This window comes from Pseudomonas umsongensis (genome assembly GCF_012647205.1).
Lineage (GTDB): Bacteria > Pseudomonadota > Gammaproteobacteria > Pseudomonadales > Pseudomonadaceae > Aquipseudomonas > Aquipseudomonas umsongensis.
This window is the reverse complement of sequence record NZ_CP051487.1, coordinates 3,916,703-3,934,381: the sequence shown is the minus strand read 5'-3', so window position 1 is coordinate 3,934,381 and position 17,679 is coordinate 3,916,703. Positions and strand designations below refer to the sequence as shown.

The window sequence follows — 17,679 nt, the reverse complement described above, 5'->3', positions numbered from 1 at the left end:
CATGAGCACCCAAACGCGCATCTTCTTCAATCACACCCGCCACAAGTTCGCGATCCGCTGGTTCGACGCCGCGTTCGATGTCCTCGCCTTCGAAGGCGAAGAACACCTCAGCCAACCCTTCACCTACCGCATCGAATTCACCTGCAGCGAGCAAGACCTCAGCGCCGAGAAGATGCTCAACAAGGACGCCAGTTTCAGCCTCTATCCGCCGCCGGCAAAGCCTCCTTACCCTGGCCTGCCAGTGCCCGAGGTCAAGCCGTTGCGCAGCCTGTATGGGATGGTCAATAGCTTCCAGCGCCTGTCCGCCTCCCGCGACGAAGCGCGCTATGAAATCACCCTGCAACCGCGCCTTGCCCTGCTCGATCGTGGCCGTCAGTACCGCCTGTACCAGCAGCAGTCGGCGCCGGAGATCGTCGAGCACATCCTGCGCAGCCGCCACGATTTCCTCGGCCAGCACTTCTTGTTCCAATTGGTGCGCGAATACCCCCGGCGCGAGCAGGTCATGCAGTACGGCGAAAGCGACCTGGCGTTCATCGAGCGGCTGCTGGCCGAGGTCGGCATCTGGTACCGTTTCACGCATGACGACCGCCTGCGGATCGACGTCGTCGAGTTCCACGACGACCAGCGCCACTACCAGTTTGGCGTGAAATTGCCACTGCGCTCACCGGCCGGTTTCGCCAGCGGTGAGGACGGCGTGTGGGGTTTGCAGACCCGCCACCAGGTGGTGGAAAAATCCATCAACTTTCGCGCCTATCACGCCCTTGACGCCCGCGCCTTTCTCGATGGCGAGGTCGACCAGACCCGCGGGACCACGACCAGCACCTACGGCGAGGCCTACCACTACGCCGAACCCTATCGCGTGCTCGGTGACAAACTGGACCAAGACGAAGACCTGCTAAGCGAAAGCGGCTTTTTCTACGCGCGCCTGCGCCACGAGCGCTACCTCAACAGCCAGACCCATCTCAGCGGCGCCAGCAGCAGCGCCACCCTGGCGCCGGGCCAGGTGCTGAAAATCGCCGGCGCGCCCCAGGCCTTTGCCCCTGGCGCGGTGATCACCAGCCTGCGCACCCGCGCCGCCCGCGACCGCAACATCGAAGTGCATTTCGAAGCCATTCCCTACGCCGAGATGGTCTGCTTCCGCCCAAAGGTCCCGCCCAAACCGATCATCGCCGGCACCCTGCCGGCACGGCTGAGCAGCCCCGAGCGCAACGACCGCTACGCCGAAATCGATCTCGAAGGCCGCTACCGCGTGCGCTTCCTGTTCGACCGTGACACCTGGAAACCCGGCCAGGAAAGCACCTGGCTGCGCCTGGCCCGGCCTTACGGCGGCGACACCCACGGCCTGCACCTGCCAATGCTCGCCGGCACCGAAGTGGCGGTGGCTTTCGAACAGGGCGACCCGGACCGCCCCTACATCGCCCACGCCCTGCACGACAGCGAACACCCGGACCACGTGACCCTGCGCAGGCGCGACCACACCCGCAATGTGCTGCGCACGCCGGCGAACAACAAGCTGCGCATGGAAGACCTGCGGGGGCAGGAGCACGTCAAGCTCAGCACCGAATATGGCGGCAAGAGTCAGCTGAACTTGGGGCATCTGGTGGATGCGAAGAAGCAGAAGCGCGGGGAAGGGTTTGAGCTAAGAACGGATGATTGGGGGAGTATTCGTGGGGGCAAAGGGTTGTTCATCAGTGCCGATGAACAACCGAAAGCCCAGGGCCAGGTGCTGGAAATGAGTCCGGCCCTCGAACGCCTACAACAGGCCGGCGAACAACTGCAAAAACTCTCGGTCGACGCCCAGGCCGCCAACGCCGATCCGGCGGACGTCAGCGCGCAACTGAACCTGCTGCGCCAGGACCTGGAGCAGCTCAAGGCCTCGGTCCTGCTGCTCAGCGCCCCGCAAGGCATCGCCCTCACCAGCGGCCAACACCTGCAACTGGCAGCGCAGGACAACCTGATGCTCAACGCTGGGGGCCAAGCCGATATCAGCGTGGTCAAGCGCCTGTTCATGGGTGTGGGCCAGGGCCTTAGCCTGTTCGTGCGCAAGCTGGGGATCAAGCTGATCGCCAATCAGGGCGCCGTAAAAATTCAGGCGCAGAACGATGGCATGGAACTGCTGGCTCGCCACGGGCTATCGATCACCAGCACCGAAGACGAAGTCCATATCACTGCGAAAAAGAAAATCACCCTCAATGGCGGCGGCAGCTACTACATCCTCGATGCGAGTGGCATCGAGTCGGGGACGGCGGGGGATCACAAGGCCAAGGCTGCGCATCACGAGTTCAAGGGGCCTGGCGAGCAGGTTCGGCAAATGCCGTCGCTATCTCAACGGTCTGAACACCCTGTCCAGTTCCTGGACCGTACGGATTTCTCTGGCTGATTCTTTCGCAAAACTGGAGCGACACACCATGGCAAAGCTGCTCGACTGGATTTTCGGACGCCTCTACGACTCAAGTACCCCCAGTGCCATGCCCCCGGTCTGGCCAACGCACGATACCCAGCCCATCCCCTCAACGACGGCTTCGAAAGCCGATCAATTGCCACCCCTGAAAAACTGGTGCCACCCGTTCAAAGACACGCGCGACCCGTTGCAGCAACTGACCCATCTGGCTAACGCCACCGCCGGCTTCTACCCTTTGGGCTGCAATGGCCTGTGGCACGGCGGTGTGCATTTCGATAGCGGCACCGCCGCGGGCCTGAAGCAGCAATCCGCCGTGCACTGCCTGGCCGACGGCGAAGTGGTGGCGTACCGCATCGACCGCGAATCGCCGAAGACCACTTACTACGCCCACAAATTGACCGTCCAGAAACCCTTTTCGCGCAACTTAGTGCTGGTGCGCCATCGCCTGCAGCCGCCGAAGCTCCCGAACAGCACCGATAAGCCGCCGAGCCTGATCTTCTACAGCCTGTACATGCACCTGGAGGATTGGGCGAAGTATGAGAAAAATTCGACCCTCGCGCGCCCTGGGTTCTGGCCCGAGAGCGAAGTGCATCGGGTCAAGGCATCGGCGAACGATCCCCACCCCGACGATCCTGAACAGCGCGGCCTGAACGTGTACTACCGCCCCTGGTCCGGCAAGGTCGCCGACTTCTTGCCCTGCGGCGCCGAGGTGATCATCAGTGACAAGGGCGATTACCGCCGCCTGGAAAACCGCCTGGGCCCGGCCAGCCTGAGCGAAGCCGACGGTTCGCTGCGCGGTTACCTCGCCTCCCGCTATCTGCATCCGTTGGTTGACGGCGAGCACCGCATCGAAACGAATGGCGATGCGCTCAAAGTGCGTTCCGGAGCGAGCCTGCACAACCAGGAAATCAGCAAATTGCCCAACGGCACGATCGTCACCGTCAGCGGTGAAGGCGAATTTCGCAAACTGGAACGGGTCAGGCAGTACGTCCAGTTCGCTTCGTTGCAAAGCGCAATGGAACCGCAGGCGACGGACCAGATCGTAGTGCTCGACACGCCCGTCGCTATCCAGGCCGGCGCGCTGATCGGCCACGTCGGCGATTATCACAGCGAAGGGGCCGAACGAGCGGAAAAAAAGCTGCACCTGGAAACGTTCAGCGAACAAGACGTGGAAGTCTTCATTACGGCCAGTCGCGCCTGGGCCCAGCGCCTGCCAGCCCGCGAACGCACCTGGCTGAAACTGGCCAAGGGCACCGCCGTGATGGCGCCTCTCGAGGGTGCGAACGTCACGCGCTGGCCAGTGCCGAGCAAGACTGACCCGCTGAGCGCCGCCGACCTGCTGATCCCCAAAAGCCAGCTTGAGAGCCTGCCGGCCGAGGACAGGATTGCCGTACCCGCCACCCCGGACCGAAGGGCCTTCAACTGGTACCACCTCAAGGACCTGCTGCACGACGCCGATGGCAACCCGCTCAACGGCTGGGTCCGCGAAGACGTGGGGCTCACACCCTGGGTCAGTCCCTGGGATTGGGTAGGCTACGAGGTCCTGCACGACTACGGCCGGCCCATCCACGCCATGGCCTCGTTCATGCGCGGCATGCGTCGCTTCAGCGAAGCGCAGCTGGAACGCTACCAGACTCTGGCTGACGACGAGGACCGGGGGCCGATCAGGAGCCGCTTGTTCGACATCATCGACCGCAACCGCGACGGCAAGATCACCGCCGAAGAACTGCAAGCGGCGCTCAGAGTACCCGCGCAGGCACAAGCCATCGCGCAGATGATCATCCGCAAGGAAAGCGAGTGGTTTCACCGGGCGCATGTCTGGGACGTGCTGGATGAAATGCTCGGGCATAGCGGCTCGACCCCGCACTTGAACTGGTTGGCGGAGAAGGAGCGGATCAAGGAAATAAGTTGGTGGGAAGAGGTGGCGGAGAAGGTGGGGTTGCCGTCGTGGGGGAAGGTTTATCACTTTCATCCGATTGGGCTGATTGCTAGTTTCTGTGCTGCTATCGATGAAGACGATTTGGGCTGGCTGATAGTCCCTTATGGTCAACTGACTTTCGATGCAGAGGGGAACGACATTGATGATGAACTACATCCATTGTCTAAATACTTCAGCCGGGTTGCTCATTGGCCAGGTGGCGTGTCTGGCGTAACAATTGGACGTGGTTACGATCTAGGGCAACGACCTAATCCTGGAAGAGATCTTAATGATGCCGGCGTTCAGGAGCCATTACGATCTTGGCTGATTGGTGCTAAAGGCCTACAGGGTGCCGCAGCGAGGGACTACATTGCCAATGCTTCGGACGAAATACGAAAACACCAAATTAACAGGTGGCAACAATATTGCTTGTTTTTGCTAGTTTACGATCATATGAAAAAAGAAGTGATTCGTATATCGAATTCAAATATTAATAAGGCTGATTATGGTGTGCTCCGTTGGGATGAGGTGAGTGGCAAAGTACAGGATATTGTAATTGATCTGATTTACAGAGGTGACTACACCACAAATTCAAGATCCTATATTCAAAAGCCTTTTGTAGATAACAATATTTGGGCGGTGAGGAGCATCATATCCAACCGGGTTTATTGGGGAGGTGTTCCTGATGATAGGTTTAAACGTCGTGCGGAGTATCTGTAGATGAATATATCAATTTTCCTTGTGTTACTAATTTGTGCGGTGAGTCTGGTTGAAGCTAAGGAACATGACTATAAAAGAGTAATTATGGCTGGTACGGGAGATGTAGGAGAGCTGTTTGTACGATTTTTGCTTCTGTCGGGGGAGTCTTGCCTTATTGTTCAAAGCTTAGTTCCGGGAGGCGGTGGGGAGATATTAGGCGAGAAAGATATCTGCTCGATAGATGGAAAGAAAATTGCAGATGATTATGCAGCGGTGGATTTTAAAGTTGGAGCTTTTAAAGCTGGGAAACTTGTTTTTGAGGTTGGGGTTACACCGCTTCAGCCTATTGGTGAAATAGTAATGTCCTGCGAGATAATATTTTCAAATGGTTTGGCAGATCACCTCTCCTGTAAGGAGAAAGATTTCGTGCGTAAAGAGTTTTGTGCGGATTTCGAGAGGTAGTCGCAGTCTGAAACGGGTTCAGTTAAAGGGCGTTGGAAGCTACTTTGGTGGAGTGATGAAATTCTTAAAAAGTAAATTTTCTGTGTTAATGGTATTTCTGCTGATTAATTTGAGTGCGCAGAGTTGTGCAAGTATTGATGGCAATGCTGAAGTTTACAGTTCCAATTTGGCTGATGATTTTTTTATTGAGGTAAAGCTCGAGCGAGGTAAGTATTGGTTTCGAATTGTTGGCAGTGAGTGGGAGCTACTCAAGGAGGGCGTTCAGAGAACTGGGAGATCGAAGGAAGTCTTGTTTGTGGATGTCAATGATAATGATGTTAAGGATATATTTGTGAAGGTGTTCGAGGCAGGGCCAAATAGCGTGTACGCTTTATTTTTTTCTGAAATAAAAATCGGCTTGATTTCCTTTGTTGAGCAGGATGAGTTATTTGGTTCTCCTTATGTCAATGAAAAAGGTCAGATGGTTAGTGTTAAGCGCGATGGACCCTTTTCGACGCTAGAGACGTACAAGGGCTATCAAGGGAGGTTTTATAAATTTGAGTTAAGGGAGCCCATAAACTCCGATTTGGATAGAGTGACTATTTATGATGAGGGTGGCATAGGAAAATTTTCGATTAAATTTCTTGGTGCAAGTATAGATGCTTTCGCCTGTATATCTGTTGAGCGTGTACATCTTTCAAGCACGCCTTCAGTTTCAAAAAAATCTCAACCATACCTGGTAAAGGGAGACGCCGTTTCAATACTTGATGTTCAGGGCGAAGGCGAATGGGTGAAGGTTCGTTACTCTGCGAAAAATATTTTTGAGGCATGGGTGCCGCAAAATTCGATAAAACTTAATGAGACGGGCCATTGTGAAAAAGAATAGGCATCGATGGGGTCAGAATTCCATTATTTTCTGCTCGTCAGGTAGTGTATTAACCTCTTTCGCCTCAGTATTATCGGGTGAAAGGTAATCATGCCTATCAGACTGGATAAAATCTCTCCTCCGGCCCCACGTCCCGCGCCCCCTCGTATCGGGTTCTGGGCATGTTTGTTGCCACTGCTTCTGTTGTTGGGCGTGGGGGAGTCCTTATTGTTCAGCGGTGAACCGTTGCATACGCAATCCATTGATGGCTGGCAGCGAGCATTGGGCTTACCGCTTCTCCTTTGGTGCGTACTGCTGTTCGGTCGGCTGCTCTTATACAACGGTCAATACGGCGCAGCCGAGGGCTGGGACGCGGCCCGCGATGAAGATCTGCGCCGCAAAATGCGCCGAGGTCGGCGCTCCCAGCAGGTGTTAAGCACGAGCCTGTTCACTGCCCTGCGAAGTCCGGGTGAAGAGGGGGCCATACAACTCGATGGCTTGCTGAGCAGGATAGAGGTACTGACGTCGCAACCAACCCGGTTGGATGAAGCCGTCGTGCGTCATAGCCGCTTATCTGGCGCAAAGCATGAGGATTTGGAAAAGGTACTGCTCGGTATCTTCAGTCAGGTTCTCGCTGAACTGGCGCAAACGCTGACACATCTTCCGGACGAAAAGCCGTTGGCATTGTTGCTGGAGGTTGAGAGCGGACTGTCGCCGGGACAGTGGCGTCCGGCATGGCAACGGGCGTGGAACGCCTCCGGAATCCGACAGTCAGCGGTGCCCGTGGAGGGGCAAGGGTTAGTTGCATTGGACCAGTGGCTCGATCAGCGCATTGATGATCAGGCGCTACTGCTGGTGGTGGCATTGCAGTTTGCTCTGCTACAGCCTGAAGGCAAGGCAGAAGCGGCCGTAGGGCTACTGCTGGGCAACCGATTGACGCAAACCACTTTACCGCCAATCGCCTACCTTCACCGGCCGGAGCAGGCGCGAGCGCCCACTCCTGAGGCATTGATGTATGCCACTCGCCAAGCGCTGGATTGGGTGCCACTGGATGCCCAGTCGATTGAGCAGATCTGGCGGGCGGGAACTGCTGCGCAATACCAGACGGCAATAAGCACCGTTCTGGCTGAAGTGCCGATGCCGGTCAAGCACAACCAAGGCTTGATCGACCTGGATGCGTTGTTGGGACACCCCGGTACCACTTCACCATGGCTGGCAATCGCAGCCGCGACACAGGCCATTCAGCGCAGTGCTGGGCCGCAATTCATTTTCAGTGGTGACAGCGCCGTCGACGCGGGGCTGTGGAGTACGGTGCTGGTGCCCGTCCTGCCGCTTTCAACGAAGGAATCTTGAATGCAGTCTCGACGCTCTCCAAGGCCGGATTTACGGGGCGGCCTATTGATCCTGACCGGAGTGCTCCTCGAAATTCTGGTCTGGTATTTTCCTCAGTGGCTAGGAATGGGTTCTGGCAGTGACCGACAAAACACTTGGTTGTTGGCGATACCAGCGCTCACTTTTATCGCGCTGATAGGCCTGGGAGCCTACCGCCTTTTGTGGTGCCGTCTGGGATACTCGGTGCATCGCGCAGAGGCTGCGGATGATGTGCCCAAGCGAACGCGTTCGGAGAGTCCGAAAGCCCCGAGCACCCATCAAGTTAGCGTGGCTCAGGTGTATCTTAATAAATACTACGGCCCCTTCTGGCGCTTCAAAGTCCGCCTGCTCCTGGTCGTCGGCGAACCCGAGCAGATCGAAGCCATCGCCCCCGGACTGACCACCCGACAGTTCCTGCATGGGCAGGACACCGTGCTGCTCCATGGTGGCAGCGTACAGTCGCCAACCCTGTTCAGCCAATGGCAGGGCTTGAGCCGCTGGCGTGCTCTCGATGGCGTGGTCTGGGCCTTGAACAAGCAACAATCCACCGACGCCGCAACGCTGGGCGACAGCGTGCGGCGCCTGCGCGATCTGGCGCGGACGCTGCATTGGCAGTTGCCGCTGCACGTGTGGCAGGTCTGCGACACTCAATGGGACCAGTCCATGCGGCAGACGCAGGCGGTGGGTTGCGCGTTGCCCGCCGACTTCACCGCGGTGGAGTTGGAGAGTCGCCTGAATCAATTGGTCGAGCCCTTGCGCCAGGAGGGCTTGGAACAGATGCGCGGGCAGATACCGCATGACTTTTTGCTGCGCCTGTCCCGCGATTTGCAGGTCGAAGGCATTCCCCGCTGGCGTCAGGCGCTGGCACCGTTGCTCGGCGAGTTGGCCGGGAGCGTGCCGGTGCGCGGGTTGTGGTTCAGCCTGCCGTTACCGGAAGTGTCGCCGGATCCCAATAACCGCAGTCACTTCTGGTCGATATCACCGGTCTGGCACGGCGTGCTCGGCGATCAAAAATCGCGCCCGCGTCGCCTCGGCTGGCCCGCGACCCGCATCGCGCAAACCCTGATGCTCGCCCTGACTCTGGCATGGGGCGCCGGCCTGCTGCTGTCCTTCGCCAGCAACCGCGTACACATCGCCCAGGTGCAAACCTCCCTGGCGACCTTGCAACACTCATCCACCCGTGACGAACAATTCCTCGCCCTCAACGAGCTGATCCGCGAACTCGGCCGCCTGGATTACCGCGCCACCCACGGCACGCCCTGGTACCAGCGCTTCGGCCTGAACAAGAACACAGAACTCCTGCAACTGCTCTGGCCCGCTTACGTCGAGGCCAACCAGCGCCTGTTGCGCGACCCGGCCGTGGCCAGCCTGCAACAACAACTCACTGCCCTGATCAAGTTGCCCGCCGACAGCCCCGAACGCCTCAAGCGCGCGCCCCAGGCCTACGAACAACTCAAGGCTTACCTGATGCTGGCGCGGCCGGAAAAAGCCGATGCGAGTTTTCTGGTCAAAGTGATGGGCTCGCTCGAACCGAGCGCCGACGGGGTTTCGCCGGGGCTGTGGCACGGTCTGTCGCCGCTGCTCTGGCAGTTCTATGGCGAGCAGTTGGCGGCGCACCCGGACTGGCGCATCGCCACCGATCCGCAGCTGGTGGCCCAGGTGCGCCAGCTGCTGCTCGGCCAGTTGGGTCAGCGCAATGCCGAAGCCAGCCTGTACCGCCAGGTGCTCGACGCCTCGGCCAATCATTACCCGGCGTTAAATCTGGCGAAGATGGTCGGCGACACCGAGGCGCGAGCGTTGTTCGTCAGCCCGGCCAGCGTGCCGGGGGTGTTTACCCGCCAGGCCTGGGAGGGCCAGGTGCGCCCAGCCATCGAAGCTGTCGCCGAGGCGCGGCGTGAGGAAATCGACTGGGTGCTCAGCGACCGGCCGGGCGACATCGCCACCGAGTTGACCCCGGACATGCTGCGCGAACGCCTGACCCGGCGCTACTTCCAGGACTACGCCAGCGCCTGGCTGAAGTTCCTCAACCGCCTGCGCTGGCAGCCGGCCAACAACCTCGGCGAGGTGATCGACCAGCTGACCCTGATGAGCGACGTGCGCCAGTCGCCGCTGATCGCGCTGATGAACACCCTGGCCTACCAGGGCCAGGCCGGCACCCGCAGCCAGGCGTTGGCCGACTCGCTGATCAGCTCGGCGCAGAAGCTGATCGCCCAGGCGCCGGCGCCGTTGATCGAGCAGGCGCAGCAGGGGCCCAAAGGCCCCTTGGACGCCACCTTCGGTCCGCTGCTGGCCCTGCTCGGCAAGCCCCCCGAAGGCCAGAGCGATAACGAGCGCCTGAGCCTGCAAGCCTTCCTCAACCAGGTCACGCGCACCCGCCTGACCCTGCAACAGGTGAACCACGCCGCGGACCCGCAGGACATGACCCAGACCCTGGCGCAGACGGTGTTCCAGGGCAAAAGCATCGACCTCACCGACACCCGCGCCTACGGCAGCCAGCTCGCCGCCAGCCTCGGGGCGGAGTGGGGCGGTATCGGCCAGACCCTGTTCGTGCAGCCACTGGAGCAGGCCTGGCAGCGGGTCCTGCAACCCTCGGCCAGCAGCCTCAACCGCCAGTGGCAACGGGCGATCGTCAGCGAATGGCACGAAGCGTTCACCGGGCGCTACCCCTTCGCGGTCACCGCCAGCGACGCCTCGCTGCCGATGCTCGGGCAGATGATCCGCGCCGACTCCGGGCGCCTTGAGCAATTCCTGCAGCGCGAACTGGGCGGCTTGCTGCGCAAGGAGGGCAGCCGCTGGGTAGCCGACGCCCAGCACAGCCAGGGCCTGCGTTTCAATCCGCAGTTTCTCACGGCGATCAACCAGCTCAGCCACCTGGCCGACGTGCTGTTCACCGACGGCGGCATGGGCCTGAGCTTCGAGTTGCAAGGCAAACCGGTGCGCGACGTGGTGCAAACCACCTTCACCCTCAACGGCGAGAAACACGAGTACTTCAACCAGAAGGAAAGCTGGCAGCGCTTCAACTGGCCGGGTCGCAGCCAATACCCCGGCGCGAGCCTGACCTGGACCAGCGTGCAGGCCAACGAACGGCTGTTCGGCGACTACGCAGGCACCTGGGGCCTGATCCGCCTGCTGGAACAAGCCCAGGTCACGCCGCTGGACGACGGCGACAGCCGTTTTCGTGTGGTGCTCAAGGCGCCGGATGGGATTGGCCTGACCTGGTATTTACGCACCGAACTGGGGGCGGGGCCGTTGGCGTTGCTGAAGTTGCGTGGCTTTAAGTTGCCGACGCAGATTTTTCTCGGCAAGGACGAGAAAGCTGTGCCCTATGCAATGAACGGGAGGTTTGAATGAGCCTGGAGCGATTGATCGAACGTTGCCTGGGAGCGCGCGATGCCTTGGGCCTTGCCCGAGCGCAGGCAGCGCACTGGCAATCCTGGTTGCAGCCCATCAACGCGGACTTGCCCGTAGGCGAAGACCCGGCCTGCGACGATGACTTCCAACGCATGCGTGAGGAGGTCAACAAACTGTCAGGGGCCGATATCGAACAGGTCATTCACCTGGCGCAGACGCTGCTTGCCGGATCGTCCAAGGATCTGCGGGTAGTCACGTATTACATATGGGCACGCTTGCACAGGGATGGCGAAGCAGGCTTGGCCGACGGCCTGAACCTGTTGGCCGCATTGCTGGAACGCTATGCCGCTCTGGTGCTGCCCGCGCGTCCCCACAGCCGGAAAATGGCGCTGGAGTGGCTGGCGAGCAGCAAGGTGCTCGATACTCTGTCGCGCTACCCCGAGGTGGTCAGGGACGAAGCCGAGCGCACGGTGGCGGCGCTGGCCTGGCTGGAGCGTGAGTTGGCCGCCTGGCCCCAGGATCAGCGTCCCGACCTCGGCGCGCTATATGCCGCGTTGTCTGCGCGGCTGGCGCAATCGGGCGGGGTCGACGCGCTGGTACCGCAGAACAGCGCCAGCCACGAGACGAACGCGCGAGCGGCTGCCCCCGACGCGACGGTCATCAGATCCGGGCGCGATTTGCTGGACAGCGGTCGAGCGTTGGCAGGTTATTTGCGCGAACAATCCCAGGGTTGGTTGGCGGCTCATCGCCTGATGAAAAGCCTGCGCTGGGATACCGTGCATGCAGCACCACTGCAGGACGCCAGTGGCAAGACGCGCCTGGCACCCCCCCGTGGCGAATACCGCGCACAACTCAAGCGCCTGCACCTGCAACAGAGCTTCAATGAACTGTTGGATCTGGTGGAGCGGATCTACGCCGAGGGTGTGAACCATTTCTGGCTGGATTTGCAGTGGTACCTGTACCAGGCACTGATCAAACAACCCGCGCCACAGGACAGCTGGGCCGACATTGCCAAGCGCGACCTGGGCATGTTCCTCGAGCGCTTGCCGGGGCTGGAGGCGTTGTGCTGGAACGATGGCTCGCCCTTGGCGGACGAGGTGACACGCGAGTGGATCAGCCAGCACGTCTGTGGCAATCGGCCTCAGCAATGGCTACCGGCGCCGACCGTTGCCGCAACCGGCGAGGACCCCGGGATCCTGTCATTGGAAGGCGAAGCGCTGGCCCAGGCCGACAGCGATGGCGTCGAGCACTCATTGGCCTGGCTGGCCGCGCGTCCGGGCATCCATACCGGCCGCCAACGCTGGTTGTTGCGCCTGTTGATGGCGCGGGTGGCCGAGCAATACGGCAAGAGCGAACTGGCCATTCACCTGCTCGGCGAACTGGATGCCAGTGGACAACGTCATGGGTTGGCCGAATGGGAAACGGAGCTGAGTTTCGAGGTCAAGGCGCGCCTGCTCAAGCTGTTGCGCCTGAAGGTTCAACGCAATGACGCGGACAAGCCCAGCCTGACCCGGCGCATGGAGGCGCTGCTGGCAGCGCTGGTGGCAGTCGACCCGGTACGTGCCGCAGTGCTCTGTGGCTAAACCTCATTGATCAGGATTCTAACTTTGAGCATCGACAATCTGACATTGCAGTATTTCGAGGCCGAAATGCGCTACCTGCGCGAGGCTGGCAAGGAGTTCGCAGAGGCTTATCCCGACCGGGCGGCCCAACTGAACCTCGACAAGTCGGGCGCGCGCGACCCGTATGTGGAGCGGCTGTTTGAAGGGTTTGCCTTCCTGATGGGGCGGTTGCGCGAAAAGCTCGACGATGACCTGCCGGAGCTGACCGAAGGACTGGTCAGCCTGCTCTGGCCACATTACCTGCGCACCATACCGTCGCTCTCGATTGTCGAGTTGCTGCCCGAGCTCGCGCAGATGAAGCGCAGCGAGCACATCGGCAGCGGTTTCGAAGTGCTGTCGCAACCCATCGGACCATTGCGCACCCGTTGCCGCTATACCACCACCCAAGGGCTGACATTACAGCCGCTGGCCCTGGAGCGCGTGCAGGTGGCCCATGAACCGGACGGTCGCTCGCTGCTGAGACTGCGTTTTGCCTGTGGTGCAATGGTCAACGCCAGCGAGATCGACCTGAGCCGCCTGCCGTTGTACCTCAATGCCGATGCGGCGCTGGCCAGTGCGCTGCATCAGGCGCTGACCCTCAACGCTCAAGCCTTGTATGTACGCCTGCCTGACCAGACGGGCCGCTCTCTGCTGGAGGGTCATTTTTCGCCCAAGGGATTCGGTGACGAGGATCGCCTGTGGCCCAAGGGCGACAGTGCCTTCAGTGGCTATCAGTTGCTGCTGGAGTATTTCACCTTTCGCGAGAAGTTCATGTTCGTGACCCTCTGCGGGCTCGAGCGCCTGGAGCTGCCACCGAATACCCCCTGGTTCGAACTCGAGGTGGTGCTGCGCGAGCCGTTGCCCCAGGCGTTCATTCCGAGCGCCGAGCACATTCGCCTGCATTGCGTGCCAGTGATCAATCTGTTCACGCTTGAGTCCGACCCAATGACCCTGGCGCCCCTGCAAACAGATTACCTGCTTCGTCCCATGCGCTTGCAGGACGGGCATACGGAGATTTATTCGGTGGATCGGGTCAGCGGCTCGAAGAGCGCCGTACGCCACGAATACGTGCCATTCACCAGCTTTCGTCACAAGGGCGGCATGTTGCGTGATGAAGCGCCGGAGCGGTATTTCCATACACGACTCAAGCGTGGCCCCAATGGTCTGCATGACACTTGGCTGATCCTGGGTGGCGCAGGTTTCGATCAGGATCGGCTGGACAGCAGCGAAAGCCTGTCGCTGCGCTTGACCGGCACCCACGGCCAACTGCCGCGCAAGGCACTGCAAGGAACTTTGCTCGATACGCCGGTGCAATCGATCCAGGTCGACTTGCGGGTGCGCAACTTGTGTGCGCCGACCTTGCCGTGCTATCCGCCCAACCGCGACCGCTTCCACTGGCGGGTGCTGAGTCATCTTGGGTCGAACTTCCTGCCGATGCTCGACAATGCCGAAGTGCTGCGCGGCACGCTGGCGTTGTATGACTGGACGGGCAGTGAGCTGAACAGACGTCGCCTGGCGGCGATTGTCGAGGTCGGCCACCACCTGGTCCAGCGCTTCGAAAGAGGCTTTCTGCTGCGCGGGGTGGATATCGAAGTCACCCTGGATGCCAACGGCTTCAGCGGTGAGGGCGACATCAGCCTGTTCGGCGAAATGCTCAATCGCTTCTTCGCCCTGTACGCCGACATCCACCTCTACAACCAGCTCACGCTGATCCTGCAACCTACTGGAAAGTGCCTGCGATGGAACGAGAACCACAGTCAGCGTATTCCCGGCTGAAAGCCAGCGGTTTACTCGAAGCCCTGAAGGGGCAGGTGGCCGAGGCGAATCTGTATCGCTTCTGCCAGTTGCTTGAACAGGCGCTGCCCGATCACCCGCCACTGGGCAGCACCACGTCACCCGCGGATGATCCGGTGCGCTTTCGGCCAGACCCGGGCATGGGCTTCCCTGCCGGTGAACTGAAGGCCATTGAAACCGACGATAAGCATCCTTGGCGTCCGCCCACGGTGCGCACGCGCCTGTTGGGTCTGTACGGCGTGGACTCGCCATTGCCGACGGCTTTTCTGGACGATATCGCCCAGCGACGCGAGGGACACGAGGCGCTTGAAGCGTTCCTCGACATTTTCAACCACCGGATCTTTACCCAGTTCTACCGGATATGGCGCAAGTACTCCTATCCGGCCGCCTTCGAAGCCGGTGGTACGGATGCAACTTCGCAATGCCTGCTGGGACTGATCGGCCTGGGCATACCCGGAACAGCCAGCCAGGTTGCCACGCCGATATCGCGCTTCCTCGCCTTGCTCAGCGTGATGCGACTGCCCACTCGCAACGCCGAAGGCATTACTGCGCTGGTGAAGTTGCTGGCTCGCAAAACCCGGACGCAGGTAACGCCACACTGGCCGCAGAAAGTGCTGCTGGCGCAGCCGGCGAGCCTGTCCGCCGAGCATCCGGTGCGCTTGTCGCAGGGCACAACCCTGGGCGCTGTCGGCTACGACGCCAACAGTCAGTTGCATCTTTCGCTGTTCACCGAAGACCGGGACGAGGCCCGTGGCTGGCTGCCGGGTGGCCAGTTGTACAACGATCTTTTGGTATTGCTGCGCGTGTACCTGGGCTGGCGTTGCACGGTAAAGCTGCAGTTATCGTTGCCCCTGCACAGCCTGCCGCAACCGCTATTGGGACGAGCGCAGGTGTTGCTGGGCATGACCGCGGTCCTGGGCCTGGGCAGTGATGCCAGGCAGGCCTGCGAAAGCACCACCATCACGATCAATCTGGGCCGCTATCAAGGCCTGCAGAAAAACCGCCAGGACAGGGAGACACAGCATGTCGCGTACAGTTTCTAAATCATTGGGGGTCACCGCGTTCGGTGTATTGCTCAGCGCTTGCGGGGTAACCCAGAGCGTGACAGATGCGACGACCTCGACCACCGAGGCGATCTTCTACAAGCAGGTGAAAACCCTGCACCTGGACCTCAGCGGGCGCGCGGCGCTGAACACTGCCGGGATCGACATGAACGCGTTGTCCGTGCCGACCCTGGTGCGGGTTTATCAACTGCGTGACCGCAAGGTGCTGGAAAAGGCCAACTACGATAGCTTGCTCAGCCAGGACGAGCACGTATTGAGTGCGGACCTGCTGGACAAACGAACCCTGGTGGTCAAGCCCGACCAGGGTGTGCAATTGAACATCCCCCTGGACAAGCAGGCACGCTATATCGCCGTGGTCGCATTGTTCCGTGAGTTCGATAACCGAGCCGATACCTGGCGCCTGACCCTGGCACGCGATGACCTCGACCCGGACCGGGTGCGGGTGATCGAACTGGGGGATAACCGACTGACCCTGCGCCCACTGGCCAAGGAGTGACGGATGAGCGATCTCAATCCCTCGTTGTACGAGACGCTTCTGCAGAATTTCGACGGCGAACTGGATCTGCACCTGGTCGCCGATGAGGATCAGTGCACGCTGTCGGTGCTGGACAACCTGCGCCGCATCTTAAACAGCCGGGCCGGTGCGCTCGACCATCTGCCCGATTATGGCCTGCCGGACATGGGCAAGATTCTGCAGGGCCTGCCGGGGACGGCACATGGACTGATGAGTGCCATGGCCGACACATTGGCCAAGTACGAGCCGCGCCTGGGCACGATTGGCATCGAGCTGCTGCCCCAGACCCGACCGGGTCATCTGGAGTACAGCCTCGAAGTGCAACTCAAGGGGGGCCGTCGACTGACCTTCGGCACCACGCTCACACCAGGCGGCCATGTCCTGGTACGTCACTTGAAGCGACAGCACTATCTATCGATGTCGGGAATTGATTAACCAAAGGAATGCGCAATGACAGCGTTGTTTGAGATGCGAATCAGGCTTGGCGGCGACCCAAGCGCCTTCATTGAGTTCAAGGCACTGCGTGAAGAGTTAGCCAGACTGAGCCATCCGGCCTGCCCCGATGTGGATTGGGTCAAGGTGGAACAATTGTGCCTGGTGTTGTTCCAGCGCAACGGGGCGGAGTTGCAAACAGCCGCTGCATTCGTACTGGCCCGTAGTCACCTCCACGGTCTGGAAGATATGGTCCAGGGGATCGCGCTGGTCGAGGCGCTGGTCTGCGAATGGGCAACGCTGTGGCCGGCGATGGAGCCGGCGCGCCTGGAAATCCTGGCTTGGCTGTTCGCGCGCCTGCAGCCCCTGCTGCGCAGCCTGGAGCCGCAACCCTGGGGGCTGCCAGCGATCGCTCAACTGGGCGCGGCACTGGAGTGCTTGCACGCACGGCTGAATCGACAGGCACAGCATTCGCCGGGCACATTGCAAGCGCTGCGTCAGCAAGTCGAAGGTCTGCTACAGAGGCTGGCGCAGACCCACACGCAGCCCCACTCGTTGTTCGACGCGGTGGCATTGTCGGCAAGACTGCCGCAACCGCTCCCGGCGATGCCAATTGTGGTCCTGCCGACGCCGCCGATGCCTGTCGTGTTGGCTGGCGGTCAACAGAAGCAGGCGCGACGGCTTGGCCCTTGGCTGTTCGCCGCCACCGCGATGATTACCTTGGCCGCGGGCGCCTTCTGGACGACCTGGCTGGCGAGCCCGGACAAGGAGGGTGTTAATCGCCTGACCAGCGTTTTCGAGGCGCCACCCAGGGTGCCCGAGCCCGTACGCCTCGACAGCCTCTCCCTCTTCGCCCCCGGCAGCGCCGAACTCAAGCCCGGCTCGACCAAGGTATTAATCAGCGCCCTGGTCGACATCAAGGCCCAACCTGACTGGTTGATCGTCATTGCCGGGCACAGCGACGCCAAGGGCAATGCCGAACAAAACCTGCAGCTGTCCCACGCTCGGGCCTCGGCCGTGCGCGGCTGGATGCAGCGGATGGGCGATATTCCCGACAGCTGCTTCGCGGTTCAGGGCTTTGCCGACAGCCAGCCGATCGCCAGCAACGACAGCGAGGCCGGGCGCGCGGCCAACCGGCGTGTCGATATCCAACTGGTGCCCCAGGCGGGAGCCTGCGGGAAAACAGGCGAGCAGGCAGCGTCATAGCAACCATTCATTCGCTCGATAC

Annotated in this window: 12 protein-coding genes; all 12 read left to right on the top strand. The window is 60.6% G+C overall.

Annotated features, from left to right (window positions below):
• Nucleotide 1 precedes the first annotated feature (1 nt).
• The 12 genes from HGP31_RS17640 (at nucleotide 2) to HGP31_RS17585 (ending at nucleotide 17,657) form a co-directional block, all read left to right on the top strand.
• Entirely contained in the window at nucleotides 2–2,380 is a 2,379-nt protein-coding gene (locus tag HGP31_RS17640) for a type VI secretion system Vgr family protein (protein ID WP_168758304.1), read from the top strand.
• A 28-nt stretch (nucleotides 2,381–2,408) separates the two neighbouring features.
• On the top strand, nucleotides 2,409–5,039 hold the full coding sequence (locus HGP31_RS30575) for a hypothetical protein (protein ID WP_168758303.1): 2,631 nt from the start codon (nucleotides 2,409–2,411) through the stop codon (nucleotides 5,037–5,039).
• Nucleotides 5,040–5,480 carry a hypothetical protein gene (locus tag HGP31_RS17630; protein ID WP_042955691.1) on the top strand — a complete coding sequence of 147 codons (441 nt, stop codon included), beginning with the start codon at nucleotides 5,040–5,042 and terminating at the stop codon, nucleotides 5,478–5,480.
• A 55-nt stretch (nucleotides 5,481–5,535) separates the two neighbouring features.
• Nucleotides 5,536–6,345: a hypothetical protein gene (locus HGP31_RS17625; RefSeq protein ID WP_168758302.1), complete on the top strand. Its 810-nt coding sequence runs from the start codon at nucleotides 5,536–5,538 to the stop codon at nucleotides 6,343–6,345.
• 207 nt (nucleotides 6,346–6,552) lie between these two features.
• A complete protein-coding gene (locus HGP31_RS17620) occupies nucleotides 6,553–7,677 on the top strand; it encodes a hypothetical protein (RefSeq protein ID WP_151140893.1) in 1,125 nt (374 codons plus the stop codon).
• Nucleotides 7,678–11,046, top strand: a complete 3,369-nt coding sequence (locus tag HGP31_RS17615; protein ID WP_168758300.1) for an ImcF-related family protein — start codon at nucleotides 7,678–7,680, stop codon at nucleotides 11,044–11,046.
• On the top strand, nucleotides 11,043–12,629 hold the full coding sequence (gene tssA, locus HGP31_RS17610) for a type VI secretion system protein TssA (RefSeq protein ID WP_033040821.1): 1,587 nt from the start codon (nucleotides 11,043–11,045) through the stop codon (nucleotides 12,627–12,629). The genes HGP31_RS17615 and tssA overlap by 4 nt, the downstream gene beginning before the upstream one ends.
• 24 nt (nucleotides 12,630–12,653) lie before the next feature.
• Nucleotides 12,654–14,423: a type VI secretion system baseplate subunit TssF gene (gene tssF / locus HGP31_RS17605; protein WP_151142566.1), complete on the top strand. Its 1,770-nt coding sequence runs from the start codon at nucleotides 12,654–12,656 to the stop codon at nucleotides 14,421–14,423.
• Nucleotides 14,387–15,484: a type VI secretion system baseplate subunit TssG gene (gene tssG / locus HGP31_RS17600; protein WP_168758299.1), complete on the top strand. Its 1,098-nt coding sequence runs from the start codon at nucleotides 14,387–14,389 to the stop codon at nucleotides 15,482–15,484. The genes tssF and tssG overlap by 37 nt, the downstream gene beginning before the upstream one ends.
• Nucleotides 15,465–16,001, top strand: coding sequence for a type VI secretion system lipoprotein TssJ (gene tssJ / locus HGP31_RS17595; protein ID WP_168758298.1), 537 nt, complete (start codon nucleotides 15,465–15,467; stop codon nucleotides 15,999–16,001). Before tssG ends, tssJ begins: the two co-directional genes overlap by 20 nt.
• Nucleotides 16,002–16,004: 3 nt before the next feature.
• Nucleotides 16,005–16,454, top strand: a complete 450-nt coding sequence (tssE, locus tag HGP31_RS17590; protein WP_020799570.1) for a type VI secretion system baseplate subunit TssE — start codon at nucleotides 16,005–16,007, stop codon at nucleotides 16,452–16,454.
• Nucleotides 16,455–16,469: 15 nt separating this feature from the next.
• Nucleotides 16,470–17,657 (top strand): OmpA family protein, encoded by a 1,188-nt coding sequence (locus HGP31_RS17585; RefSeq protein ID WP_168758297.1) that lies wholly within the window; start codon nucleotides 16,470–16,472, stop codon nucleotides 17,655–17,657.
• The last annotated feature ends 22 nt before the right edge of the window (nucleotides 17,658–17,679 follow it).

Bases quoted from the DNA above. Each gene is read 5' to 3' on its own strand.
- tssA (WP_033040821.1), top strand. From the start codon at position 11,043: ATGAGCCTGGAGCGATTGATCGAACGTTGCCTGGGAGCGCGCGATGCC.
- HGP31_RS17615 (WP_168758300.1), top strand. From the start codon at position 7,678: ATGCAGTCTCGACGCTCTCCAAGGCCGGATTTACGGGGCGGCCTATTG.
- tssJ (WP_168758298.1), top strand. From the start codon at position 15,465: ATGTCGCGTACAGTTTCTAAATCATTGGGGGTCACCGCGTTCGGTGTA.
- tssG (WP_168758299.1), top strand. From the start codon at position 14,387: ATGGAACGAGAACCACAGTCAGCGTATTCCCGGCTGAAAGCCAGCGGT.
- HGP31_RS17630 (WP_042955691.1), top strand. From the start codon at position 5,040: ATGAATATATCAATTTTCCTTGTGTTACTAATTTGTGCGGTGAGTCTG.
- tssE (WP_020799570.1), top strand. From the start codon at position 16,005: ATGAGCGATCTCAATCCCTCGTTGTACGAGACGCTTCTGCAGAATTTC.
- HGP31_RS30575 (WP_168758303.1), top strand. From the start codon at position 2,409: ATGGCAAAGCTGCTCGACTGGATTTTCGGACGCCTCTACGACTCAAGT.
- HGP31_RS17585 (WP_168758297.1), top strand. From the start codon at position 16,470: ATGACAGCGTTGTTTGAGATGCGAATCAGGCTTGGCGGCGACCCAAGC.
- HGP31_RS17640 (WP_168758304.1), top strand. From the start codon at position 2: ATGAGCACCCAAACGCGCATCTTCTTCAATCACACCCGCCACAAGTTC.
- HGP31_RS17625 (WP_168758302.1), top strand. From the start codon at position 5,536: ATGAAATTCTTAAAAAGTAAATTTTCTGTGTTAATGGTATTTCTGCTG.